The organism is Clostridium sp. 29_15 (genome assembly GCF_001916075.1).
In the GTDB taxonomy this organism is placed as follows: Bacteria; Bacillota; Clostridia; order Clostridiales; family Clostridiaceae; genus Clostridium; species Clostridium lentum.
Map to the genome: position 1 here is coordinate 1 of NZ_MNRT01000020.1, position 26,350 is coordinate 26,350.

The window sequence follows — 26,350 nt, forward strand, 5'->3', positions numbered from 1 at the left end:
AATAGGAAAAATATAGCATAGAACCGATGTTAGTTCTATGCCTTTTAGAATACTTAAAATTAAATTCCCGAAGGGAGCGTGGCGAAAGCCACTTTTTTACTTAATAATAAAAAACAATTGCATTTTTTTATATAAACTGTTTATTATAGATATGAGAGTAAAAAAGATGGAGGCATCATGAAAGGAAAAATTATTAAAGGAATAGGCGGATTTTATTATATTAAAACTGAAGAAGGGATAATTGAATGTAAGGCTAGAGGGAAATTTAGGCATAGAGATATGAAGCCTATGGTAGGAGATGATGTTGAAATTACTTTTGAGGGAAGCAAAGGAGTAATAGAAAACATATATGATCGAAGCTCAGAACTTATTAGACCTACAGTAGCTAATGTAACTCAGGCATTTGTTGTATTTTCTATAAAGAATCCAGATATCAACTTTGACTTACTAAATAGATTTTTAGTATTATGTGAGCATAATAATATACATGCTATTGTATGCTTGAATAAAGTTGATTTAGTAAATTATGAAGAAAAGGAAGAAATAAAGGATAAGATAAATGCAATTGGCTATGATGTGTTATATATAAATGCGAAAAATGGTATTGGAGTAGAAACTTTAAGAGAAAAGATAAAAAATAACGTTACCGTATTATGTGGACCTTCAGGAGCAGGAAAATCTACACTAATAAATACTCTAAAAGAAAGTTATCATATGGAAACAGGAGAAGTTTCTGAAAAGATAGGTAGAGGAAGACATACAACAAGACATAGTGAGCTTATAGATGTTCAGGATGGATATATAGTAGATACTCCAGGATTTTCAACTTTAGAAGTTACTTTTATTGAAAAGGATGATCTTAAATATTGTTTTCCAGAATTTGAGGAATATAATAATAGTTGTAAATTTAGAGGGTGTTTACATTATAAGGAACCTAACTGTGCAGTAAAGAATGCAGTTGAAGAAGGATACATAAATAAATTGAGATATGAATTTTATATAAGAACATTAGAAGAAATAATGAATTGGAGGAAGTATTAATATGGTTAAAATAGCACCGTCAATATTATCAGCAAATTTTGCAGAGTTAGGAAGAGAGGTAGAAAGACTAAGTAATGCAGGAGCAGATTTTATTCATATAGATGTAATGGATGGACAATTTGTTCCTAATATTTCTTTTGGAATGCCGATAATTAAGGCCATAAGAAATAAAAGTGATAAAGTATTTGATGTTCATCTTATGATAGAAAATCCATCTAAGTATATAGATGATTTTATAGATGCAGGAGCAGATATAATAACAATTCATTATGAAAGTGAAAAACATTTAGATAGAACTATAGAATATATTAAAGCTAAAGGAAAAAAAGCTGCAGTTGCACTTAATCCAGCTACACCTGTTCATTTACTTAAAAATATTATTGCCAACCTTGATATGGTATTAATAATGACTGTTAATCCAGGTTTTGGAGGACAGAAATTCATTGAATATACAATTGATAAAGTAAAAGAAGTAAAGGAAATGAGCATAAAATATAATGAGAATTTGATGATTCAAGTTGATGGTGGTATTGATTCTTCAAATGTTCAAAAAGTAATAGATGCAGGTGCTAATGTTATAGTTGCTGGATCAGCTGTATTTAAAAATGATGTAATTGAAGAAAATATAAAAGCTTTAAGAGGAATATAGTGAAAGTTCTAATTGTAGGTGGTGGAAATGAGCCATCAGGAAAATTACTAGAAGATTATGCTAAAAAAGTTGATAAGATAATAGGTGTGGATAGAGGATGTTCATATTTATTAAAAAATAATATTTATCCTCACTATATTGTAGGAGATTTTGACTCTATAAATAGGGATGATATTAAAAAGTTAGAAATTAATAGTATAAAAAAATTTAAGTATAATTGTGAAAAGGATAGTACTGATTCAGATATTGCTATGGAAATAGCTTTAAAGATGGAATTTGCAGAAATATACATGATGGCTATGACAGGCAGTAGACTTGATCATAGTTTTGCTAATCTAGGACTGTTATCTAAAGCTAATAGTGCAGGAGCAAAAGCATATATCATAAATGAAACAAATAAGATATATTTATTAGAAGAAAGTTCTAAAATTAAAAAAGATAATTCTTATAGATATATTTCATTTTTAGCATATTGTGATAAAGTAGAAAATTTCAATATAAAAAATGCCAAGTATGATTTAGAAAATTATACGTTATATCTTGGAGATAATAGAACTGTATCAAATGAGTTTTTAGAAGAGGACATTGAAGTGGAATTTACTAAAGGAAAAATTTTAGTTATTTTTTCAAAAGATTAATATAAAAAATAATCACCTTACATCGTTATCTAGCATAGAATAGTTAATGGGGTAAGGTGATTTTTTTTGGAGGTGAAGGGTTAATGAAGATAATTGCTATTAAATTGCCTAAATTTCTGTCATGTATAATAAAGTTCTTTAGGAGAAAATAAAAATACATAGGAGGAGTGTTGTAACTTATATGACTTTTAAAAAAGTATAATAAAAAATGCAATTGATTCTATCAATTGCATTTTTTATTTGAACTTATATTGCTCTTTCAACCTTACCAGATCTAAGGCATCTTGTACATACATGAACTGTTTTTGGTGTTCCGTTAACTAAAGCTTTTACTCTCTTTATGTTTGGAGCCCAAGTTCTCTTAGATTGACGGTGAGAATGGCTGAATTGTGTTCCAGAAACAACACCTTTATTACAAACTTCGCATCTTCTTGCCATTAAAAAACACCTCCTTATATTTGAAGATTATATCTCTTCAATAGGACGAAATTAAGTTTATCAAAATTTAATATAAAATGCAATAGAAAAATAAAAAAAAATAAAAAAATGATAATAAAAGATGTAAGATATATCTAAATACATACAAATTTACTTGAATTAATACATTATCTAATATACAATAACCTTATGGAAATGAAATAAGGAGGGTTTTGCATGATAGGATATTCAAATAACCTTGGAAATATACATTATTCAGAAGAAGTGCTTGCTAAGATAGTAGGTTTATCAACAATGGAATGCTACGGTGTTGTAGGTATGGTATCAAAAAATGCTTCTGAAGGCTTATGGGAATTAATGAGAATTGAAAATTTAAGCAAAGGTGTAAAATTAAATTTTACTGAAGATGATAAATTGAACATTGAATTATTTGTGATGGTTGAGTATGGAACTAAAATATCAGTAATAGCAAATAATATTATTCAAAAAGTACGTTACAGTGTTGAAAATTTTACTGGATTAAAAGTTTCTCAAGTTACGGTAAATGTTCAAGCGGTTAGAGTCTAGGAGGGAATAGGATGAAATATCAAAAAATAAATGGCCATGACTTCTACAATATGGTTGTTAATGCTAGTAATAGGCTATTAGAGGAAAGTGATTTTGTTAATGCACTAAATGTTTTTCCTGTACCTGATGGAGATACAGGAACTAACATGTCAATGACCTTTAAAGCAGCTGTAAAAGAAATTGAAAACCTAAATTCAGAGTCTATAGGAGAAACTTCTAAAATACTAGCAAAAGGTGCTTTAATGGGAGCAAGAGGGAACTCTGGAGTTATTCTTTCTCAAATTTTAAGAGGGATTTCTAAAGGCTTAGAAGGAAAAACAGAAGTTGATGGAAAAGAGCTTGCAGTAGCTTTTGAAGAAGGAAGCAAAGCAGCTTATAAAGCTGTTATGAGACCAACAGAAGGTACTATACTATCAGTAATAAGAGCAGCAGCTGAATCTGTAACAAATGTAGAAGAAAGAAATATAATAGCAGTTATGGAAAAAGTTGTTACTAATGCTAAGATAATGCTAGATAAAACACCAGATTTATTACCAGCTTTAAAAAAAGCTAAAGTTGTAGATTCAGGTGGAATGGGATTATATATCATTCTTCAAGGAATGCTTGATGCTCTAAAAAATGATATAAAAGCAGAAATAAAAGATGTTGCAGTAAAATCAGCAGGAGCTACAGGTGCTGCTTCAACTGAAGATGTAGATATAAAATTTGGTTACTGTACGGAATTTATAATATTAGGAGATGCAGCTAAATCTAAAGAATTCCAAGATAAGATTGAAAGTTTAGGGGATTCTATGATAGTAGTAGGTTATGAAGATGTTATAAAAGTTCATATACATACTAATGATCCAGGTAAAGTATTATCAAATGCTGTACAGTATGGTGAACTTTCAAAGATAAAGATTGATAATATGAGAGAAGAGCATAGAGAAGTATTAGCTCTTAAAAATGAAGAGGCAGCTAGCGATGTTCAAAAAGAAGTTGCACCAGCTGAAAGCAAAAAATATGCATTTATTTCAGTGGCAATGGGAGATGGAATCACTAGAGTATTAAAAGACCTTGGAGTTGACTACGTAATAGAAGGTGGTCAGACTATGAATCCATCAACACAAGATATGATGGAATGTATATCAAAGCTTAATGCTGATCATATTTTCATATTACCGAATAATAAAAATATTATTATGGCTGCAGAACAAGCAGCAGAAATATCAGATAAAGATGTTAGAGTTATTCCAACTAAGAGTATTCCACAAGGAATTACAGCAATAACTATGTTTAACTATGAAGCAGATGTTGATGCCAACGAAGAAGCTTTAAAGGAAGCATTAGAAATGGTTAAAACAGGTTCAGTTACTTATGCAGTAAGAGATACTGAAATGGATGGAATAGAAATTAAAGAAGGAAATATGCTAGGTTTAGTTGAAAGTAAGATTAAAACTGTAGGTGAAGATTACTTTGAAGTAGCTAAAGAAGTATTAGAATCAATGATTGATGAAGATAGTGAGCTTATTACTATTTTCTATGGAAAAGATGTTGATGAAAACAAGATGGAAGAATTCATTGATGAATTAGAAGAGAAATATGATGATTTTGATGTTCAATGTTATAAAGGGGATCAACCATTATACTACTTCATAATGTCAGTAGAATAATAAAAGGTAAAGCACAAGGAGCAGGTCTTCTTGTGCTTTAATGTTAATTAAAAAATAGACTATTATTGAGGATGTGATGTGATGGATGTTTCAAATGATGTTTCGATATTAAAAGGCGTTGGTCCTAAACTTTTAGAAAAATTAAATAAGTGTGGAATATTTACCATAATGGACCTTTTATTATATTTCCCTAGAGACTATGAATTTCTAGGGAATAATGTACCGGTGAATGAAATAAGTAATGATGAAAAGAATGTCTTGACTTGCTTTTGTATGGGCTGTTGTGGAGATGTAAGGACTAAGACAGGAAAGTATTTGACTACCATAAGATTTAACTATAATGGTACGATAATTGAAGGTAAGTGGTTTAATCAAAGATTTATTAAAAATACCTTTAAAATTGGTGAAAAATATGATTTAATAGGTAAGTTTAAAAAGGTAGGAAATAAGATTGAGGTTGTTAACCCTATAGTAGGTATTAAAGTAGCTATGGAAAATGAAATAGTTCCAAAGTATAGCTTAAAGGAAGAATTAACAGATAAAATTCTAATTAAACTTATTTCTAATTGTTTAGAAAATATAAAGATAAAGGATAATCTTCCACAGGAAATGATTGATAAATATAAAATGGTGGATTTAGATTTTGCTGTGAGGAATATACATTTTCCTTCTGGAAGAAACGAACTAGAAAAAGCTATCATCAGATTAAAATTTCAAGAATTATTTACGTATTCTATGAAACTTCTACTTTTAAAAAGAAAGTTAAAAGTAGAAAATGGAATATCTTTCCCATGGGTAAAGGAGCTAGGTGATTTAAAAGCAGCTCTTCCATATAGTTTGACAGAGGCACAGACTAGGGTAGTGAGAGAAATATTAAGAGATCAAAAGAGTTTATTCCCAATGAATAGGTTAGTGCAAGGTGATGTTGGTTCTGGGAAGACTATAGTAGCTCTTATAGCTATTTTTAATGTGGTTAAATGTGGTTATCAAGCAACGCTTATGGTTCCTACAGAAATACTAGCAAGTCAGCATTACGAAGAAGCAAAGAAACTTTTAGGACCTTTTGGTATACATATAGAACTGCTTACAGGTAGTACTTCTGCAAAAGAAAAAAGAAGGATAAAGGAGATTATTACTACAGAGACACCTATGGTGGTAATAGGAACTCACGCTTTAATACAGGAAGATGTGGATTTTAAGAACTTAGGACTTGTTGTTACTGATGAGCAACATAGATTTGGTGTTGAACAGAGAAATAGACTTATTAATAAAGGTAGGAGACCAGATGTGTTAGTTATGACAGCAACTCCTATACCAAGAACCTTAGCTTTATATGTATACTCAGATCTTGATATTTCGGTCATTGATAAGCTTCCACCAGGAAGAAAGCCTGTGAAGACAGAGTTTTATAACGGTGACCATAGAATGCTAGCATATGATTTGGCTTTAGATGAAATTAGAAAAGGAAGACAGGTATATATTGTATGTCCTCTTATAGAAGAAGATGAAAAATTATCGTTAAGTTCTGTGGAAAAATTATATGATGAATTAAGGGATGGAGTATTTAGAGGGATAAATATTGAAATATTACATGGGAAGATGAAGCCAAAAGAAAAAGATGAAATAATTAATAGATTCAAGGGAGATGAAACGAAAGTTATAATTTCTACAACAGTAATTGAAGTTGGGGTAAATGTACCTAATGCATCAGTTATGATCATAGAAAATGCCGAAAGGTTTGGTTTAGCTCAGCTTCATCAATTACGAGGAAGAGTTGGAAGAGGACAGTATGAATCATATTGTGTTCTTACTGGTAATGCCAAAACCGATAATACTAAAAGAAGAATGGAAATAATGACTGAATCTACTGATGGATTTTATATTTCTGAACAAGATTTAAAACTTAGAGGTTCAGGAGAGTTGTTTGGTCTTAAACAAAGTGGTGATGAAGGGTTTGTTTTGGCAAACCTTTATGATGATGTTAAAATTCTTAGATGTGCAAGAGAAGAAGGAAAGATGCTATTAGAGTCAGAAGACCCTAACAAGGTTAAATTGTGTAGAGATATAGCTTACTCATTAGAAAGATGGAGCAAGTATATATGCTTTAACTAATAAAAAAATTGTTTATAGAAATGTTATATGATAAAATGGTAATGTTAAACTAAAGGAGGAGTGTTAATGAGAATTATAGCAGGAAAAGCAAGAGGACGTAAATTAATACCTCCAGCGACTATGGAAACAAGACCTACACTAGATAGAGTGAAAGAAGCTATGTTTAATACAATTCAAAACCATATATTAGATGCAGTGGTTATAGATGTATTTGCAGGAACAGGAAGCTTAGGTCTTGAATGTGCCAGTAGAGGAGCAGCAGAGGTCTATCTAATCGATAAGAGTCCAGCTACATTTCCATTACTAAAACAAAATGTGGAAAATTTAAGATTTGAAGATTGTAGCTATCCGTTAAATATGGATTCATATGAGGCGCTTAGAGCTTTGGCTAAAAAGGGAAAAGTGTTTGATATTATATTTATAGATCCTCCATATTGTAAAGAAATGATTCCAGAAGCAATGAAAATAATAAAGGAACATAAGTTATTAAAAGAAGAAGGAATTATAGTAACTAAAATTGATTCTATTGAAGAAATATATGAAGGTTATGAAGATATAGTCTTGACTAAAAGTAAAAAGTACGGAAATACAACTGTATGTTATTATAGAGTTGATTCTAAATTAGAGTAGGAGAAGGATATGAGAGTAGCAATTTATCCAGGAAGCTTTGATCCAATAACCAATGGGCATTTAGATATTATCCAAAGAGGATGTAATATTTTTGATAAAGTTATTGTAGCGGTTCTAATTAATATAGATAAAAAAGGGTTGTTTACAATAGGAGAAAGAGTGGAGCTAATTAAAAAAGCAACAGCTCATCTTGAAAATGTAGAAGTAGTAAGTTTTAACGGCTTATTGGTAGATTTGGCTAAAGAGTATAATGCACGAGTTATTCTAAAAGGATTAAGAGCAGTATCAGATTTTGAATATGAGCTACAAATGGCACTTATGAACTCAAAACTTGATCCAGATATTGAAACATTGTTTATGATGACATCTATAGAATATTCATATCTTAGTTCTTCTTCTGTAAAGCAAGTGGGGAAATTTGGGGGAGATATATCAGGGCTAGTGCCAAAGGAAATTATTGATATGGTTAAAATAAGATTAAAATAAAGTTTTATTTTGGAGGGAGTAATTTGAATAAGGGAGAATTAAATGTTATGGAACTGTTAGAATATCTAGAAGAGGTACTAGAAAATGCTCCTAAAATTCCAATAACAGGTAAGGCGATGATTGATACAAAGGAGTTTGAAGAAGTAATTGAGCAAATTAGAAATTACCTACCTGATGAGCTTAAAAAAGCTAAGTGGGTAATGGGTGAGAAGGATAGAATTCTTGAAAATGCTCAAAAGGAGTATCAAAACGTGAAAAAAGAAACTATGGAAATGATGAGGAAAAATATGGAAAATCATGATATAGTTAAGGAAGCAAAGATTCGTGCAGATGAAATTATTGCCTTAGCAAAAAGAGATGCTAAAGCACTAACACTAGGTTCTAGAGAATATTCAACTGAAATATTATCACAGCTTGATAATGAAATAGAAGAAAAGAAGCTACAGCTTATACAATCAATGCAAGAGTCATTTGAAAAAACAGCAAAAGAAATAGAGGAAAAAATGACTAAAAGTAGTGAAACTATTAAAGAAAACATAAATGAATTAAGAAATATGTAACCTCTTAAATAATATATTTGTAAGTTTTACTATTAACGGAAGTAATAGTAATGCATAGGTAAAGAAAAGTAATTTATTAGTGTTGTAATAAGAATGAATATATATAGATGATGTAGTTTCTGTACTAATAAAAATGCTAGAAAAAATAAAGGTTATTATGAAGCTAATTATCCCTTGAATAAATTTTATAAAGGAATATTTCTTAAGTGAAACATTGAATTTACCTGTAAAAGAAGAAATTTGACCAATTATAGATAAGCCTGAAAATGAGCAGATAAAGCTTATAGCACTGAGTTTAAAGATGATTGATGAAGAAATAGAAGTTAAAATTTTGCAACCATTTGTATATTCAATGGATCCTAGAAAAATTCCGTATAATGAATTAGGTGATAATGATAATAGCTTTTCAACATTATTAAAAATGATATTTATTAAGGAATTGTTTTTTATTATACCTATAATGATAGAAAATATAATTACAAAGGCACCCACTTGTAAGGTGGTATTAATTGCATTTTCAATGGATGTTTTTATTATTATTCCAAAATTGTAGGAGCCGTCAATTTTTAAAGGATACTCATTAGAATTATTAAATTCATGAGTATTTTTTTTTGTAAAAAAACCTATTATTAAAGGGGCAAGATAATTTCCCAGTAAAAGTATGAAGCCGTACTTGATATTTCCTAGCATAGCAGCACCTACAGAACCTATTAAAAAAATTGGGCTGGCGTTTGAAGCAATATTTAATAGTCTTAAATATTCTTCTTTTGAAATACAGCCAAGTTCATAAAGATCACAACAATATTTACAACCAAGAGGATAACCACAGAGTAGACTTGCAACAATAGGGAAAGATGAGCAATTAGATAATTTTAAAGGCTTACATATAATTGGACCTAGGATATTTGAATAAAATGAAATGCCATCATAATGAATGATAAGATTACATATAACTGAAAAAGGAAAAATTGTAGGTAAAATGGCTTTTATAACCAAATTTAATCCTGTAAAAGTAGATTGCATGCATGTGTTTAGATTTATGATAAAGAGTATTATAAATAAGGTAATAAATATAGTAATTATTTGATTTTTACTTAATTTAAGAAGCTTTATAAGTATTATTGAAAGAATAATTATTAAAAGCCATAAGATAGAAATTGTATACATAGAAGTCCTCCTATTAATGAAGAATAAAAAATATATATATAATATTTATATGCTTATGGCTTTACAATATTATTATTTTATTATTGGACTGATTAAATAATCAGAATTTGCTTTAAGTTTTGAATTTAAAATTGAATAGGCTTTAGTTGCAGCGATATCCAGTTTTAATAGTGGATTTTCAGTGTTTTTAGGAAGCTTGGTAATTAGTGGTATGCTACTTTTCTTTTTTATAAGGCTCAGAATTTCTCGTCCTTTTTTATTAAAAGCTAGGACTCTAACATAATGATATTTTTCTAAATTCATTTTGGAATAATCTTCTTTATAAAAACCAATGTAAATTTGTGTAAGAATTCTAGCTATCTTTGTATATGTATATCTTTTGCTTTTAATATTTAAAATCAAATCATCTAAGGAAGTGCTATTTTCAATTTCTTTTGATATTTTTTTATCAATACCTTCCTTGATTTCTGAAATATTGTTAAAATTTATACAATTAGTGGTTATTAGATACTTTATATATTGAAACATACTTTCTTCAAATGTAAATGGATAATTTGAATTTTTAAGTTCACGTAAAATATTAAATGATTTCTCTGGCATAGCATCTTTAATAAAAGTAATATCATTTTTATTTTTTAAAGCTTCTCTTATGGATGTTGCAGAAGAGAAGGAGGTAGAAAGTAATTTATCATTATAGCTAGAACCTTCCCGTTTTAATGTAAAAGGAACTATTGGACTATTAAGTTTCAAAATAGCTTTAATATATTCAATTCCTAATATGTTATTAGAAGAAGAAATGATATTTTCAATATAGTTATCATTGGTAAACTCTATTAGGGCTAGTTCTCTAGCTTTGGCAAAGGTTAATCCAGAGTTTATATTTCTTTTTAAAATTTCTTTAAATTCCCAAGGCTCTTCTACGAGAGTTTGTGCAATTTTAGTCAAAGATTTAATATCGCCACATTCTGAACCGAAGAATAGATTATTGACTATTTCTAAAGAATTTAAGATTGATACAGAACCATATGCAAAGAATTCAGCTGAAGAAACAGCGTAGTATGTAGGAAGTTCTATAACAAGATCAACGCCATTTTCTATAGCCATTTGGGCTCTTTTCCATTTATCTATTATGGCAGGACCACCTCTTTGCATAAAATTTCCGCTCATTATGCAGATGACACCATCGCATTTGGTGTTTTTTTTGCACTCTTGTAAATGGTGCATATGTCCATTGTGGAATGGATTATATTCAGTGATAATACCTGTAATATTCATTAGAAAGCTCCTTTTAAAAAAATATAAAAGTATTATAGCATAACATCCTCATAAATTGATAAAAATAAAAGATATATTAAAAATATTTGAATTTTTAGAAAATTCAAAAGATAAAGAAATAATCTATTTTTAGAAATTTAGTATTGAAAAATATGTACATATAGGAGTATATTATATGATGAAGATTGAGTTCGTATCACTTGAGAAAGGGGAAAGATAATATGGAACTTATGAATAAATTATGGGCTGCTGCTAAAGCAGATAAAAGAAGAATAGTTCTTCCAGAAGGTGACGAAGAAAGAACTATAAAAGCTACAGGGAAGATAGTTGAGCTAGGATTAGCTAGACCAGTACTTGTAGGAGATGAAGACGTAATAAGAAGCAAAGCAAAAGAGCTTGATGTTAATCTTACTGGAGTTGAAGTAATAGATCCTAATAAATCAGATAGATTAGAAGCTTATATCAATGCGTTCTATGAATTAAGAAAAAACAAAGGCATGACAATTGAAAAGGCTGACAAAATTGTTAGAGATCCATTATACTTTGGTACAATGATGGTTAAGTTAGATGATGCTGATGGAATGGTTTCAGGAGCAGTTCATACTACTGGAGATCTATTAAGACCAGGTCTACAAATTATAAAGACTACACCAGGTGTTTCTGTTGTATCAAGTTTCTTTATAATGATGGTTCCAGGTTCAGTTTATGGTGAACAAGGAATGTTATTATTCTCAGATTGTGCTGTTAATCCAAACCCTACATATGAACAATTAGCAGCAATAGCAATAGCTACAGCAGATACAGCTAAGAATCTTTGTAAGGTAGAACCAAGAGTTGCGATGTTATCATTCTCAACAATGGGAAGTGCTGATCATGAAATGGTTGACAAAGTAAGAAAAGCTACAGAATTAGCTAAAGAATTAAGACCAGACTTATTAATTGATGGTGAATTACAATTAGATGCTGCTATAGTACCAAGCGTAGCTGCACAAAAGGCTCCAAATAGCCCTGTTGCTGGAAAAGCAAACGTATTAGTATTCCCAGATTTACAAGCTGGAAATATTGGATATAAATTAGTTCAAAGATTTGCAGGAGCAGAAGCTATTGGACCAATGTGTCAAGGATTTGCTAAGCCTATTAATGATTTATCAAGAGGATGCAATGTAGATGATATTGTTAACGTTGTAGCACTAACAGCAGTTCAAGCTCAAGCAAAATAATATAGATAAATGTTCAAAGCACAAGGCATTTTATAGTATTAAAAAAATTTATAGACATTTATAGTGAGGTGTTTTTTATGAAGGTATTAGTTATAAATTGTGGAAGTTCTTCATTAAAGTATCAATTAATCGATATGGTGAATGAAGAAGCATTAGCTCAAGGTTTAGTTGAAAGAATAGGAATTGAAGGTTCTGTTTTAACTCAAAAGGTTGAAGGAAAAGATAAATATATCGTTAAAGAAGAAATGAAAGATCACAAAGATGCTATCAGATTAGTTTTAGAAGCTTTAGTTGATGAAAATAATGGTGTTATCAAGTCAATGGATGAAATTTCAGCTGTTGGGCACAGAGTAGTTCATGGTGGAGAAAAATATAAAGAATCTGTAGTTATTAATGATGAAGTTAAAGCTAACATAGAAGAATGTTTTAAATTAGCTCCATTACATAATCCAGCAAACATGATAGGTATAAAGGCATGTGAAGAATTAATGCCAAACACTCCAATGGTAGCTGTATTTGATACTGCTTTCCACGGAACAATGCCAGAAGATGCATATCTTTATGCATTACCATATGAACTTTATGAGAAAGATGGAATAAGAAAATATGGTTTCCATGGAACGTCTCATAAGTATGTTTCTCAAACTTGTGCAGAAGTTATGGGAAGAGATATAAAAGATTTAAAAATAATCACATGCCACTTAGGAAATGGTGCAAGTTTATGTGCTGTTAAAAATGGTGTATCTGTTGATACTTCAATGGGATTCACTCCGCTTGAAGGTGTAGCAATGGGAACAAGATGTGGTAACATCGATCCTGCTATAGTTACTTTCTTAATGAAAGAAGAAGGGTTATCAGTAGATGAAGTAAATGATTTACTAAATAAAAAATCAGGAGTATTAGGTATATCAGGAATCAGTTCAGATTTCAGAGATATCGAAGATGCTGCATTTAACAAAGGTAATAGAAGAGCTCAGTTAGCCCTTAGAATATTTGAATACAAAATAAGAACTACAATAGGTGCATACGCAGCAGCTATGGGTGGTGTTGATGCTATAGTATTTACAGCTGGTGTTGGAGAAAATGGACCAGAAACTAGAGAAAAATGCTTAGAAGGATTAGAGTTCTTAGGAGTAGAAATAGATAAAGAAGCTAATAATGTAAGAGGTAAGATAAGAGAAATTTCAAAAGCTGGATGTAATGTTAAAGCATTTGTTATTCCAACTAATGAAGAATTAGTAATTGCAAGAGATACTTTGGAGTTAATTAAAAAGTAATAATAAATTGCTTGACTTTTATAGACACACTTTATATAATAAATTGTGTTTGAGCGATAAATGGCTCAAACAATAAATCTAAGGAGTGAAAAAGCTGCTTTGCTCGAGCTGTGCTAGGCACAATATATTAAATACGTTTAATATGAGGAGATATAATCCAGAGTTAAGATTATGATTATAAAATTTTCAGATTTACTTGCTAAAGGAAGTAGAAATAAAGAAATTAAGTTATCATTTGAATTCCAACCTGTAAAATTTGAAGGTGAGGAAATTAAAGCAGTTTCCATGGTTGATGTAAATGGCCAAGTTAATTCAAAAGATGAAATTCTTGAATTAAAGGCTCATATTAAAACAAATTTAGAACTTACATGTTCAAGATGTTTAGACACCTTTATCTATCCAATAGATGTTGATATAGAAGAAAGGTTTACAAAAAGTAAAGAACTTCAAGATGATGAAGAACTTATTTTTGTAGAGGATGATACATTGGATATCATCCAAATCGTAGAAAATTGTATTATTTCAACCTTACCTATCAAAAGACTTTGTAAGGAAGACTGTAAAGGTCTGTGTTCACAATGTGGAACTAATAAAAATGTTAAAGAGTGTCAATGTGATAATTTTGATGTAGATATTAGGCTTGCAAAGCTTAGGGAGTTGTTTGGGGAATAAGGAGGTGTAATAATGGGAAATCCAGCTAGAAAGACATATAGAGCAAAAAGAGATTCTAGAAGAGCTCAAACTTTTAAGTTAAGCTTACCAGGAATAGTTGAATGTCCACAATGCCACGAAATGAAAATGGCTCACAGAGTTTGTAAAAACTGTGGATTCTACAAAGGTAAAGAAGTTGTTGCTTCAACTGAACAATAGAAAGAAAGTCTTATGACTTTCTTTTCTTTATATACAGAATTTTTTTAAAGGAGTGAGAATGATGAAGATAGCTATAGATGGAATGGGTGGCGATAATGCACCAGCAGAAATTGTCTCAGGAGTTATAAAGGCTCTAGAGGAATTTAAGGATATAGAATTTTATATAACTGGTCCGGAAGAGTCTATTAAAAAGGAAATTGCTAAAAATAACTATAGTGGTAATAATATTATTGTTATTGATGCTAAGGAAGTAATCACTACTAATGAACATCCTGTAATGGCAGTTAGAAGAAAAAAAGATTCAAGCCTTTGTAAAGCTTTAAACTTAGTTAAAGAAGGAATTTGTGATGCAGTAATTTCAGCTGGTAGTACGGGGGCATTCTTAGCAGGGTGTACTTTCATTGTGGGAAGGATAAAGGGGATTAAAAGGCCAGCATTAGCTCCTGTTATGCCAGGGAAGAATGGAAGTTTCATAATAGTTGATGCTGGAGCTAATGTTGATAGCAAGCCAGAATACCTTGTTCAATTTGCACATATGGGAAAGGAATACTATAAAGGTGTTTTAAATGGAGAAAATCCTTCAGTAGGATTAGTAAATATAGGTGAAGAAGCAGAAAAGGGAAATGATCTCACAAAAGAGTCATTTAAACTTTTATCAGAAGAAAAATTAAATTTTGTTGGTAATATAGAACCAAGAGAGATAACAAAAGGTGATGTTAACGTAATAGTATGTGATGGTTTTGCTGGTAATACAATACTTAAGATGTATGAAGGTACTGCATCTACAATTATGAAAGTAATAAAAGAAGAAGTGATGGCATCAGGTATTGTTTCCAAAATAGGAGCAGTATTATTAAAGCCTGTATTTAATAATATAGCAAAGCGATTTGATTATAAAGAATATGGTGGAGCGCCTTTCTTAGGAGTAGATGGTATTTGTATAAAGGCTCACGGAAGTTCAGATGCTAGAGCTTTTAAAAGTGCTATAAAGCAAGCAAAAATATTTTACGATAATAAAGTTTTAGACAAAATAAAAGAAAATATATAAAATTAAGTAGTTTATGGTGATAAGATAAATTTTATAGTGTATATTGACGTATGTTATAATATATAATATTATCTAAATGGGCATAGTGAGGAGGTGAAGTTATGTTTGAAAAGGTAAAAGCTTTAATAGCAGATAAATTAAGCATAAATGAAAATGAAATTACTATGGAATCAGCATTTATTGATGATTTAAATGCAGATTCATTAGATATAGTTGAGCTGATAATGGCTTTAGAAGATGAACTTGATATGGAAATACCAGATGATGAAGCGGAAAAGTTCGTTACTGTTGGTGATGTAGTTAAATTTATTAAGGCACATGTTGAGGAATAAATAAAATCCCGCAGTATTTGCGGGATTTTATGATATATTTAAATAAATTACGAAAAAATGAGGCTAAGTATAGTTTATTCTTGAATTTGTTTATAACGGAAGCAAGTTGAAGAATAAACTTGGAGGAGTTGTTGAAATGAAAGAATATATAGAAGAGGTTCAAAAGATTATTGGAATAAAATTTAATGAACCTAAATTATTAGTAATAGCATTAACTCATTCTTCATATGCAAATCAGCATAGGGAAGAAGAGTACAATGAACGATTTGAGTTTTTAGGAGATTCAATACTTCAGCTTACCATTACGGAGTATCTATTCTTAAACTTTAAAGATAAAAGTGAAGGACAGCTTACAAAAATTAGAAGTTTAATCGTTTGTGAAAACTCTTTATATGAAATAGGAAAATCTTTAGATTTAGGAAATCACTTAAGAATGAGTAAAGGTGAAGAGCTTACAGGAGGTCGTGAAAGAGTGTCTTTAATAGCAGATGCTGTTGAGGCTTTAATAGCGGCAATATATTTAGATAAAGGTTTGGAATATGCTAAGGATTATATTATAGGTGCATTTAAAACTATAATAGAAAAGGCTATTAATAATGATATAATTTTAGATTATAAAACTAGGTTGCAAGAATACCTTCAAAAGAATGGGGAAATATCTATAGTTTATGAGTTAATTAAATTTGAAGGGCCACCCCATAGAAGAAAATTCTATACAAAGCTTATTATAGATAATAAGGAAATATCAAGCGGTGAAGGTTACAGTAAAAAAGAGTCAGAACAGGATGCAGCTAAAATAGCATTGAAACAAATGGAGAAGAACAATGAGTAAGAATTATTATATAATACCGATATTTATCTCACATCAAGGATGTCCACATCAATGTGTATTTTGTAATCAAGACAGAATTGCAGGTGTTTATGATGAAGTAACAGCAAATGATGTAAGAGAAAAAATAAATAGTTATTTAGATACTATGGATACTAAGAATTCTATAATAGAAGTATCATTTTTTGGAGGAACTTTTACAGCGATTCCAGTAGCAAAACAAAAGGAACTTTTAGCTGTAGCAAGAGAATATAAAGATAAGGGATTTATTCATAAGATAAGGTTATCTACAAGACCAGATGCAATTAATGGGTACATATTAAACTATTTAAAAGAGTTTAAAGTTGATATAATAGAATTAGGAGTACAATCATTAGATGATAATGTTTTAAGATTAGCAGGAAGAGGTCATAGTGTTAATGATGTTGAAAATGCATCCAGACTTATAAAGGAAGAAGGATTTACCTTAGGACATCAGATAATGCCTGGACTTCCGGGAGATACAAAAGAAATTGATTTAGTAACTATTAAAAAATCCATAGAAATGAAGCCAGATATAGCAAGAATTTATCCGGCATTAGTCATTAAGGATACTCCTATGGAGATAATGTACAATAGAGGTGAGTATAAGCCTTATTCACTTGAAATGGCTGTGAAAGTTTCAAGAGAAATGTTGAAGCTATATAATGAAGCTAAGGTTAAGGTTATCAGAATAGGACTTCAGCCAACCGATACCATAGCTGAAGGAAAAGATGTAGTAGCAGGACCATTCCATCCAGCTTTTAGAGAGCTAGTTGAAGGATCATTAATTTGTGAAAATATAAAGAAAAAGATTAATGAGAAAAGTGACATAATAATTGAGATAAATTCAAAAGATGTTAGCAAATTATATTGCAACAAAAAGCAATATTTTAATAAATTTAAAGAAAATAGACATGGTAAAGTATATGTGAAGACAGTTGATAAGATAAAGAGGGGCAGAGTTAGAGTAACGGTTATAGAAAAGGTTGAAGAATTTAAAATCTAAATATGGAGTGATATATAAATGAAAAAGAAGACAAGAGAAAAAATGATATATGCTATATCTGTATTTATGTTAATTTCTTTTATTTTAGGATTGATTCCAGTACTTATGTAGTAAAAAAGGGGTGAAGTCATGTTTTTAAAGTCGTTGGAAGTGCGTGGGTTTAAGTCTTTTGCAGATAAAACAGAGCTGGAATTTAAAAAAGGCGTAACTGCTGTAGTTGGTCCTAATGGTAGTGGTAAAAGTAATATATCTGACTCAGTAAGATGGGTGCTAGGAGAACAAAGTGTTAAGAGCCTTAGAGGGGGGAAAATGGAGGATGTAATTTTTGCAGGAACTCAATTTAGAAAGCCTCTAGGCCTTGCACAGGTTTCTATTACTTTAGATAATTCTGATGGTACTCTACAAACTGATTATAATGAAGTTACAGTAACAAGAAGAATATTTAGGTCTGGAGAAACAGAGTATTTAATTAATAATCAAAAGTGTAGATTAAAAGATATTACTGAGCTTTTTATGGATACAGGTATAGGTAAGGAAGGCTATTCAATAATTGGACAGGGAAAAATAGATGCCATTTTAAGTGGAAAAGCTGAAGATAGAAGAGCACTTTTAGAAGAGGCGGCTGGAATAGTTAAGTATAAGTCTAGAAAAGAAGAGGCAGAAAAAAGATTAGATAATACTGATAATAATCTTGTAAGAATAAGAGATATTATTGCTACTTATGAGGAAAGACTTGAGCCATTAAGAATGGAAAAGGAAAAAGCTTTAGAGTATAGAGAATTGGCAGAAGAGCTAAGAGTTAAGGAAGTATCTCTACTTGTCCATAATATTGAACAGATAAAAAAAGATTATGAGCAAGTATCAAATCAATTAGAAGAAAAAGAAAAAGAAATAAGTGCTAAAAGAGAAATTCTAGATAGATTTAAGGAAAATTTAATTTCTTTAGCAAAAGAAATTGAATCTTTAGAAGAAAAAAATGCAAAGGAAAAAGATGAGTATTATAAAGGTAGAGAAGAAGTAAACCAAAATGAAAAAGAGGTAAGTCTTTTTAATGAAAGAGTGCAAAATTTCAAAAATATGATCCTGAAGGTTGAAGAAGAAATTAATACTTTAAAGATAAAGGTTACAGATTTAGAGTCTGCAAAAGAAGAGTTAGAAAAGAAGCTTTCATCTAAAGAAGAAGAAAAAAATAATAAATTAAATGAATTAAATGAGATAGATAGTTCTATAAATGAAATTAATAATGAAATAAGAAATTTTGAAATGGAAATTTCTGGATTAAAAAGTGAAGAAATTAATAATATTTCAAGAAATTCTAATTTGAATAACTCAATTGTTTCTTTAAGAAAAGATTTAGAAAATAATGAAGAAAAACAAAGAAATATTAAAGCTAATATTGCAAATTTTGAACGTAATTTATCTGTAAATAAAGGAACTATTAAAGAGTTAGAGGAAAATATTAAAGAAACAAGAGAAAATATTAAGAAATTACAAGAAGAGGGGATAAGCTTAAAAAAAGCAATATCTCATGAATATCATAATTTAAGTGGACAAGAAAAGAAAATTAATTTATTAACAAAAAAGATAAATGAAACAGAAGCTAGACATAATATTTTAAATAATTTAGAAAAGCATTATGAGGGATATAATAGAACTGTTAAGAATTTAATGGAGCATGTTAATGCTGGTAGAATAAATGGTATCAATGAAATAAATGTTGTTGGTGAAAGTTTTAAGGTGGAACAACAATATGAGATAGCCATTGAAGTTGCTTTAGGAGCTGCCATATCGAATGTTATTACAAAAAACGAAGATGATGCTAAAAAACTTATAGGATTTTTAAAGACAAGGGGATTAGGAAGAGCTACATTTCTTCCGTTAAATATTATTAAAGGTAGAAGAATTACACTTCCTAATAATGTGAGAAATTATGATGGATATTTAGGAATTGCTTCTGATTTAATAACTTTTGATGAAAAATATAAAGATATAATGGATTACTCGTTAGGAAGAACACTTATTTCTAAGGATATGGATGCTGCTTTAGCTATTTCAAAGATGGGACAGCATAATTATAAAATTGTTACATTATCAGGGGAAGTTATAAATCCTGGTGGAGCACTTACTGGAGGGAGTATCCAAGGAAAGAATAGTAATCTTTTGGGAAGAAAGAGAGAAATAGATGAATTAGCTCTTTTCTTAGAAAAGCAAAAAAATGATTTAAAATCAGAAAAGACAGTATTTGAAGAAATTAAGAAGAAAATTAAGAATATAGATGAAGAAATATTAAATAAGAGAGAAGAAATTCATCAAAAAAATATTGATTTAACAGTGCTAGATGGAGATGTAAAAATTCTAATCAATGAGGTGGATAAGGTAAAAAAATCTATTAAGTTTAGCAATGAAGAATTGGAGAGATTTACTGAAGGTTTTAAAGTGTTAAATGATAGATTGGAAGTTAAAACTAATGAATTAAATACCTTAGAGAATAGAAATAAAGAAGGGCAAGAAAAAATTAAAAGTTTAGATAAGGAACTGGAAAATAGGAGAGTTAGGCTAGAAAATATCAGAAGTTCTTATACAGATATAAGAGTATTAAAAGCGGCTCTAGATGAAAGTCTTGAAGGTGATAAGAGAGAACTTTATGATAAAAATTTAGAAATCGAAGAAACTAAAGAGAAAATTTTAATTTTAGATGAGGAAATAAAATCTAATTTAGAGAATATTGCTATTCTTGAAGAAGGAATTGAAAATAAAAAACATACAATAGATAATCTGAGTGAAAGATTATCAGAATTGGAAAATGTATTTAAAGAAGATGAAGTAAAAAGAATAGATTTAAAGGAAAAGCAAAAATCTAAACAAACAGAATACAATTTATTTATTGATGAGATAAAAGTTCATGAAAACGAAATGAATAAGAAAGCTATTCAAAATGCTAAAATAGAAAGTGAGCAGGAAGCATTATTAAATAAGCTTAACTCTGAATTAGAGATTACACTTGCTGAAGCAGAAGATATTGCTGTAAAGATAGACAATATAAACTCTGTAAAGGATACGGTCTATAAATTAAAGAATAAAATAGCAGCACTGGGAATTGTAAATTTATCATCTATTATGGAATATGATGAAGTTTGTGAAAAATATCAATTTATGTCCACACAAGAAGAGGATTTAGAGAAAGCCAAAGAAGAATTACAATCTGTGATAGATGAAATGACCATTAAAATGAGAGAGTTATTTGAGGAAAACTTTAAGATTTTAAATGAAAACTTTGAAGAGACTTTTAAGGAACTATTTAATGGTGGAACTGCAGAACTTACTTTAGAAGATGGGGATGTATTAAAATCTAATATAATCATAAATGTTCAGCCAGCAGGTAAGAAGTTGCAAAATATAAACTTAATGTCTGGAGGTGAAAAGGTTCTTTCAGCAATAGCTTTATTATTTGCCATATTAAAGATGAAACCAACACCATTTTGTATCTTAGATGAAATAGAAGCAGCATTGGATGATGCTAATGTATATAGATATGCAGAGTTTTTAAAGAAGTTCTCAAAAAATGTTCAGTTTATTGTTATAACACATAGAAAGGGAACAATGGAAGCTGGCGATGTTATGTATGGTGTCACAATGGAAGAAAAAGGTGTATCTAAAGTGGTATCAGTAGATTTAGATAAAGAGTAGGAGGATAATTATGTTTGGAAAATTATTTAATAACTTAAAAAATGGATTAACTAAAACAAAAAATGTTTTAACAGATAAGATTAATGAAACATTAAAACTAGCTATAACAATTGATGAAGATCTATATGAAGAATTAGAAGAAATATTAATAATGGCTGATATCGGCATGGATACTACTGTGGAGATTATTGATAGATTAAAAGATAAAATTAGAAAAGAAAAAATCAATGATGTGGAACTAGTAAGACCAGCATTGAAGGAAGTAATTCTTGAAATTATGACTGAAAATGATAATGAGAAAGAAGAGACATTTGTTAGTAAAAAAGAAGTAATGCTTGTAATAGGCGTAAATGGTGTAGGAAAGACTACTAGCATAGGAAAGCTTGCTGCAAAAAATAAAGCTGAAGGAAAGAAGGTATTATTAGCAGCTGCTGACACTTTTAGAGCAGGGGCAATAGATCAGCTAGTAGTATGGAGTGAAAGAGCCAATGTAGATATTGTAAAACATGAAGAAGGTTCTGATCCAGCAGCGGTAGTTTTTGATGCAATAAATGCTTCAAAGTCAAGAAATGTAGATTTATTAATTTGTGATACTGCAGGAAGACTTCATAATAAAAAGAATCTTATGGATGAGTTAGGTAAGATAAATAGAATAATTGATAGAGAACTTAGTGATGCTAAAAAAGAAACACTATTAGTTCTTGATGCAACTACAGGTCAAAATGCCGTAATGCAAGCAAAGCAATTTTCAGATGTGTGTCCAATAGATGGTATAATTCTTACTAAACTTGATGGTACAGCTAAAGGTGGTATAGTAATATCTATCAAGAATACACTAAAAATGCCTGTAAGATATATAGGTGTTGGAGAAGGAATAGAAGATTTACAAGAATTTGATGCAGAAAGCTTTGTTGAAGCATTATTCTAATTAATTATGAATTGTAAATTTTAGAGGAAACTCTTATGAGTTTCTTCAAAGTTATAATTGTCAATAAGCAAAAAAATATTGATGAATGGTGAAGTTTATTATATATTTATTTTATTAGATTAAGAAAATTTTTATCTCGTAGAGAAAGAAAATGTGCTTTAACACCTTTATTTATGCGGTTTTAACGTATTCAACAAAAAAATACAAAGTGTTAAGTGAAAATACTTGACACAGGTGATTTTCTTTGATAAAATTTCAGAGGTAGGTAAGGTGATTGCAGATGGAAGATAGAGTTGAGATTTCTTTACTGATGGATATATACAGTCCATTATTAACAGAAAAACAAAAGAATATCATGGAACTTTATTATAACGATGATTTATCTCTTGCTGAAATAGCAGAGCTAAATAATACTAGTCGTCAAGCAATACATGACCTTATAAAAAGATGTTATAAACAAATTCTATCCTATGAAGATAAATTAAATTTGCTTAAAAAATCATTAGAAAGAGAATCAGTGATTGAATCTTTGTTAAATGATATGAAAAATAAGTATTCTATAGAGGAAAATGATTTAGAAGAATACAAGGATATCTTATTTAATTTATAGACTAGGAGGGTTTAAACATGGCTTTTGAAGGTTTAGGCGAGAAGCTACAGGAAACATTTAAGAAGCTTAGAGGTAAAGGGAAGCTTGGTGAAAAAGATATAAAGGAAGCCATGAGAGAGGTAAAGCTTGCGCTATTAGAAGCTGACGTAAACTTTAAAGTAGTTAAAAAGTTTGTTAAAAATGTTAGTGAAAAATGTGTTGGTAGTGAAGTGTTAGAAAGTCTGACACCAGCTCAACAAGTTATTAAAATAGTAAATGATGAACTTACAACTCTTATGGGTGGAAGCAAAAGCGAAATTGACTTCAGTGGTGTAGGGCCAACAGTTATTATGATGGCTGGTTTACAAGGGGCTGGAAAAACTACAATGACTGGTAAGCTGGCACTTCAACTTAGAAAGAATTATAATAAAAGACCATTATTAGTTGCATGTGATATATATAGACCAGCAGCTATTAAGCAATTAGAAATTGTAGGTAAGCAAATAGACGTTCCAGTTTTTCAAATGGGTGATAAAGTAAGCCCAGTGGAAATAGCTAAAGAAGGTATTAAATATGCTAGAGAAAATAGCTTGAACGTTGTAATAATAGATACAGCAGGACGTCTTCATATTGATGAAGAATTAATGACTGAGCTTAAAGATGTGAAAGTTGCCGTAGATCCAAATGAAATTCTACTAGTAGTTGACTCAATGACAGGACAAGATGCTGTAAATGTAGCAGAAACTTTTAATGAAGCATTAGATATAAGTGGAGTTGTTTTAACAAAGCTTGATGGTGATACAAGAGGTGGAGCTGCACTTTCAATAAGAGAAATAATCCAAAAGCCAATTAAGTTTATTGGAGTTGGAGAAAAGATGAATGACTTTGAAGTCTTTCATCCAGATAGAATGGCTTCAAGAATACTTGGTATGGGAGATGTTCTTTCTTTAATAGAAAAGGCACAGGAAGCCATAGATGAAAAAGAAGCTACTGAGTTAAGTCAAAAGATGTTAGAAAATGATTTTACATATGATGATTATCTAACAGCACTTGAACAAATGAAAAAACTCGGACCATTAAATAAGATTATGGAAATGATACCTGGAATGCCTAAGGAAATGAAGGATATTGATTTTGCTGCAGGAGAAAAAGAGTTAGCTAAAGTTAAAGCAATAATTCAATCAATGACAGCAAAAGAAAGAAAAAATCCAAAACTTATTGTTGGATCTTCTACCAGAAAGAAGAGAATTGCCCAGGGTTCAGGAACATCGCTTCAAGCAGTTAATAAGCTTATAAAAGGTCATGATATGATGAGAAAACAAATGAAACAGTTTAAATCATTAACCAAAAAACCTGGTAAAAAAGGATTATTTGGAAAGTTACCTTTTTAAGAAATAAATAGTATACTTTAAGGGAGGTGAAATAATAATGGCAGTTAAAATAAGATTAAGAAGAATGGGTGCTAAGAAAGCTCCTTTCTACAGAGTTGTTGTTGCTGATTCAAGATCTCCAAGAGATGGTAGATTCATCGAAGAAATCGGATACTACAACCCAGTTGCTCAACCAGCTGAAATAAAAATCAACGAAGAAAAAGCTACAAAGTGGATAGCTAACGGAGCTCAACCTACAGATGTAGTTAAGAGATTATTCAACACAGTAGGTATCAACAAATAATTTTTTGGAGGTGAATTTATAGCTGATTTTATTAGCTATAAACCTTATGAAAGAGTTAGTACAAGTAATTGCTAAATCCTTAGTGGATAACCCTAGTGAAGTTCATGTAAATGAGGTTCAGGGTGAGCAATCAGTAGTTCTTGAATTAAGGGTTGCTCCAGAAGATATGGGCAAAGTCATAGGCAAGCAGGGAAAAGTAGCAAAAGCTATTAGAACTGTTGTCAAGGCAGCGTCACTAAATGTAGATAAAAAAATAGTCGTTGAAATATTAGATGACAAGAGCTAGGATTTCCTAGCTCTTTTTTGCTTTATTTAAATAATTATTTTTTGATTTTTATATAAAAGTTTGATATAAATAATATAGTAATAAATATACATACGAGGTGAAGAGATGAGTCAATTATTGAAGGTTGGAAAGATTGCTAACACTCATGGATTAAAGGGAGAAGTAAAGGTTATAGCATTAACTGATAATCCTAAAAGATTTAAGGATTTAGAATATGTTATTATAGATGGAAAAAATATAGCTGTTGAAGGCTGTAAGTTCCAAAAAGACAGAGTAATAGTAAAGTTAGAAGGTATTGATAGAATAGAAGAGGCTGAAAGACTAAAAAATAAATTTATGGAAATACATAGAGAAGATGCAGTAGAATTAGAAGAGGACTGCTATTTCATTGCAGACTTAAGAGAATGTACAGTTTTTGATATAGAAGGAAAAGAATTAGGACAAATTTATGATGTTATTCAAACTAAGAACAATGATGTATACTGGATAAGAAAGCCTAAGGAACTTTTAATACCAGTATTAAAATCTATAGTTACAGATATCAATATAGATGAAAGAAAAATTATCATAAGACCAGTAGGAGAATGGATGGATGAAGATTAATATATTGACTCTCTTTCCAGAAATGTTTGACATATTTAATCATAGTATAATAGGCAAGGCACAAGGTAAGGGCATTATTGATATAGAAGCTGTGAATATAAGAGATTATACTAATAATAAACATAAAAAAGTTGATGATTACCCTTATGGAGGCGGAGCTGGAATGGTTATGCAAGCTCAGCCGGTGGTTGATGCCATAAGAGCATGTAAGAAGGAAAATAAGGGAAAAGTAATTTTTCTTGGACCTAAAGGAAAAACTATGAATCAGTCTCTTGCGAAGGAGCTATCTCAAGAAGAAAATCTTATTTTCTTATGTGGGCATTATGAAGGTATTGATGAAAGAGCTTTTAAAGAAGTGGATATGCAGATTTCACTAGGAGACTTTGTACTTACAGGAGGAGAAGTGGCAGCAATTCCTGTTATTGATTCTATTGTAAGGCTTGTACCTGGTGTTTTAAATAAATCTGAAAGTCATGAAGACGAATCTTTTTCAGATGGCCTTTTAGAATATCCTCAATATACCAGACCAGAAGTTTTTGAAGGAGAAAGGATACCTGATGTATTAATTTCAGGTCATCATGAAAATATAAGGAAGTGGAGAAGACTTCAATCTCTTTTGATTACTAAGGAAAGAAGGCCTGATCTTTATGAAAAAGTTGAGCTAACAAAAGAAGATAAAAAGATTTTAAAATTAAAAAAATAATTGCTTGAAATATAATTTTAATTATGTTAGAATAAGTTTCGTGCTAGTACGGGCGTTCCGCT

General features: G+C 30.1%; 28 protein-coding genes. 25 read left to right on the plus strand and 3 right to left on the minus strand.

What is annotated here, in order from left to right; translation table 11 throughout:
• Positions 1-177 precede the first annotated feature (177 nt).
• Genes rsgA through BHW04_RS02930 form a run of 3 tightly spaced genes read left to right on the plus strand, consistent with a single transcriptional unit; the run spans position 178 to position 2,328 of the window.
• The gene (gene rsgA / locus BHW04_RS02920) at positions 178-1,041 is read left to right on the plus strand and encodes a ribosome small subunit-dependent GTPase A (RefSeq protein WP_022212299.1); all 864 of its coding nucleotides are present in this window, start codon (positions 178-180) and stop codon (positions 1,039-1,041) included.
• A 1-nt stretch (position 1,042) separates the two neighbouring features.
• Entirely contained in the window at positions 1,043-1,690 is a 648-nt protein-coding gene (rpe, locus tag BHW04_RS02925) for a ribulose-phosphate 3-epimerase (RefSeq protein ID WP_022212300.1), read from the plus strand.
• Positions 1,690-2,328 (plus strand): thiamine diphosphokinase, encoded by a 639-nt coding sequence (locus BHW04_RS02930; protein ID WP_302630853.1) that lies wholly within the window; start codon positions 1,690-1,692, stop codon positions 2,326-2,328. Before rpe ends, BHW04_RS02930 begins: the two co-directional genes overlap by 1 nt.
• 246 nt (positions 2,329-2,574) lie before the next feature.
• Here BHW04_RS02930 and rpmB read toward each other — a convergent pair whose 3' ends face one another.
• Positions 2,575-2,766 carry a 50S ribosomal protein L28 gene (rpmB, locus tag BHW04_RS02935; protein ID WP_022168034.1) on the minus strand — a complete coding sequence of 64 codons (192 nt, stop codon included), beginning with the start codon at positions 2,764-2,766 and terminating at the stop codon, positions 2,575-2,577.
• A gap of 216 nt (positions 2,767-2,982) precedes the next feature.
• On the opposite strand from rpmB, the gene BHW04_RS02940 reads away from it, so the two are divergent.
• The 6 genes from BHW04_RS02940 (at position 2,983) to BHW04_RS02965 (ending at position 8,773) form a co-directional block, all read left to right on the plus strand.
• Positions 2,983-3,333: an Asp23/Gls24 family envelope stress response protein gene (locus tag BHW04_RS02940; RefSeq protein ID WP_302630854.1), complete on the plus strand. Its 351-nt coding sequence runs from the start codon at positions 2,983-2,985 to the stop codon at positions 3,331-3,333.
• Between the two features lie 11 nt (positions 3,334-3,344).
• On the plus strand, positions 3,345-4,985 hold the full coding sequence (locus BHW04_RS02945; RefSeq protein ID WP_302630855.1) for a DAK2 domain-containing protein: 1,641 nt from the start codon (positions 3,345-3,347) through the stop codon (positions 4,983-4,985).
• 81 nt (positions 4,986-5,066) lie between these two features.
• Complete coding sequence (gene recG, locus BHW04_RS02950; RefSeq protein ID WP_302630856.1) at positions 5,067-7,097, plus strand: ATP-dependent DNA helicase RecG; 2,031 nt, start codon at positions 5,067-5,069, stop codon at positions 7,095-7,097.
• 66 nt (positions 7,098-7,163) lie between these two features.
• Positions 7,164-7,727 (plus strand): 16S rRNA (guanine(966)-N(2))-methyltransferase RsmD, encoded by a 564-nt coding sequence (gene rsmD, locus BHW04_RS02955; protein ID WP_022212305.1) that lies wholly within the window; start codon positions 7,164-7,166, stop codon positions 7,725-7,727.
• Between the two features lie 9 nt (positions 7,728-7,736).
• Complete coding sequence (gene coaD / locus BHW04_RS02960; RefSeq protein WP_022212306.1) at positions 7,737-8,213, plus strand: pantetheine-phosphate adenylyltransferase; 477 nt, start codon at positions 7,737-7,739, stop codon at positions 8,211-8,213.
• 23 nt (positions 8,214-8,236) lie between these two features.
• Entirely contained in the window at positions 8,237-8,773 is a 537-nt protein-coding gene (locus BHW04_RS02965; protein ID WP_302698826.1) for an ATPase, read from the plus strand.
• On the opposite strand, the gene ylbJ is transcribed toward BHW04_RS02965, so the two are convergent.
• Both ylbJ and BHW04_RS02975 read right to left on the minus strand, forming a co-directional pair.
• A complete protein-coding gene (gene ylbJ / locus BHW04_RS02970; protein WP_186834930.1) occupies positions 8,759-9,940 on the minus strand; it encodes a sporulation integral membrane protein YlbJ in 1,182 nt (393 codons plus the stop codon). The genes BHW04_RS02965 and ylbJ overlap by 15 nt on opposite strands.
• 72 nt (positions 9,941-10,012) lie before the next feature.
• Positions 10,013-11,215: a nucleotidyltransferase gene (locus BHW04_RS02975; RefSeq protein WP_022212309.1), complete on the minus strand. Its 1,203-nt coding sequence runs from the start codon at positions 11,213-11,215 to the stop codon at positions 10,013-10,015.
• A gap of 221 nt (positions 11,216-11,436) precedes the next feature.
• Between BHW04_RS02975 and pta the strand changes: the two genes are divergently transcribed.
• The 16 genes from pta (at position 11,437) to trmD (ending at position 26,288) form a co-directional block, all read left to right on the plus strand.
• Positions 11,437-12,435, plus strand: a complete 999-nt coding sequence (gene pta / locus BHW04_RS02980; RefSeq protein ID WP_186834929.1) for a phosphate acetyltransferase — start codon at positions 11,437-11,439, stop codon at positions 12,433-12,435.
• Positions 12,436-12,512: 77 nt separating this feature from the next.
• Entirely contained in the window at positions 12,513-13,712 is a 1,200-nt protein-coding gene (locus BHW04_RS02985) for an acetate/propionate family kinase (RefSeq protein ID WP_022212311.1), read from the plus strand.
• 171 nt (positions 13,713-13,883) lie between these two features.
• Entirely contained in the window at positions 13,884-14,384 is a 501-nt protein-coding gene (locus BHW04_RS02990; protein ID WP_022212312.1) for a YceD family protein, read from the plus strand.
• Between the two features lie 12 nt (positions 14,385-14,396).
• The gene (gene rpmF, locus BHW04_RS02995) at positions 14,397-14,582 is read left to right on the plus strand and encodes a 50S ribosomal protein L32 (RefSeq protein WP_022168046.1); all 186 of its coding nucleotides are present in this window, start codon (positions 14,397-14,399) and stop codon (positions 14,580-14,582) included.
• 61 nt (positions 14,583-14,643) lie between these two features.
• Entirely contained in the window at positions 14,644-15,630 is a 987-nt protein-coding gene (gene plsX, locus BHW04_RS03000) for a phosphate acyltransferase PlsX (protein ID WP_022212313.1), read from the plus strand.
• 101 nt (positions 15,631-15,731) lie between these two features.
• Positions 15,732-15,962: an acyl carrier protein gene (gene acpP, locus BHW04_RS03005; RefSeq protein ID WP_022212314.1), complete on the plus strand. Its 231-nt coding sequence runs from the start codon at positions 15,732-15,734 to the stop codon at positions 15,960-15,962.
• A gap of 136 nt (positions 15,963-16,098) precedes the next feature.
• Positions 16,099-16,794, plus strand: a complete 696-nt coding sequence (rnc, locus tag BHW04_RS03010; protein WP_302698830.1) for a ribonuclease III — start codon at positions 16,099-16,101, stop codon at positions 16,792-16,794.
• Positions 16,787-17,818 (plus strand): elongator complex protein 3, encoded by a 1,032-nt coding sequence (locus BHW04_RS03015; protein ID WP_022212316.1) that lies wholly within the window; start codon positions 16,787-16,789, stop codon positions 17,816-17,818. Before rnc ends, BHW04_RS03015 begins: the two co-directional genes overlap by 8 nt.
• 129 nt (positions 17,819-17,947) lie before the next feature.
• Positions 17,948-21,505, plus strand: a complete 3,558-nt coding sequence (smc, locus tag BHW04_RS03020) for a chromosome segregation protein SMC (protein WP_302698832.1) — start codon at positions 17,948-17,950, stop codon at positions 21,503-21,505.
• Positions 21,506-21,515: 10 nt separating this feature from the next.
• Positions 21,516-22,433, plus strand: coding sequence for a signal recognition particle-docking protein FtsY (gene ftsY / locus BHW04_RS03025; protein ID WP_302698833.1), 918 nt, complete (start codon positions 21,516-21,518; stop codon positions 22,431-22,433).
• Positions 22,434-22,713: 280 nt separating this feature from the next.
• On the plus strand, positions 22,714-23,043 hold the full coding sequence (locus BHW04_RS03030; RefSeq protein ID WP_022212319.1) for a putative DNA-binding protein: 330 nt from the start codon (positions 22,714-22,716) through the stop codon (positions 23,041-23,043).
• A 17-nt stretch (positions 23,044-23,060) separates the two neighbouring features.
• Positions 23,061-24,413, plus strand: coding sequence for a signal recognition particle protein (ffh, locus tag BHW04_RS03035; RefSeq protein WP_022212320.1), 1,353 nt, complete (start codon positions 23,061-23,063; stop codon positions 24,411-24,413).
• A gap of 37 nt (positions 24,414-24,450) precedes the next feature.
• Positions 24,451-24,696 (plus strand): 30S ribosomal protein S16, encoded by a 246-nt coding sequence (gene rpsP, locus BHW04_RS03040; RefSeq protein ID WP_022168056.1) that lies wholly within the window; start codon positions 24,451-24,453, stop codon positions 24,694-24,696.
• Between the two features lie 46 nt (positions 24,697-24,742).
• Positions 24,743-24,982 carry a KH domain-containing protein gene (locus BHW04_RS03045; RefSeq protein ID WP_186834925.1) on the plus strand — a complete coding sequence of 80 codons (240 nt, stop codon included), beginning with the start codon at positions 24,743-24,745 and terminating at the stop codon, positions 24,980-24,982.
• A 105-nt stretch (positions 24,983-25,087) separates the two neighbouring features.
• A complete protein-coding gene (gene rimM, locus BHW04_RS03050; RefSeq protein ID WP_022212322.1) occupies positions 25,088-25,585 on the plus strand; it encodes a ribosome maturation factor RimM in 498 nt (165 codons plus the stop codon).
• Positions 25,575-26,288 (plus strand): tRNA (guanosine(37)-N1)-methyltransferase TrmD, encoded by a 714-nt coding sequence (gene trmD / locus BHW04_RS03055; RefSeq protein WP_022212323.1) that lies wholly within the window; start codon positions 25,575-25,577, stop codon positions 26,286-26,288. Before rimM ends, trmD begins: the two co-directional genes overlap by 11 nt.
• Positions 26,289-26,350 lie beyond the last annotated feature (62 nt).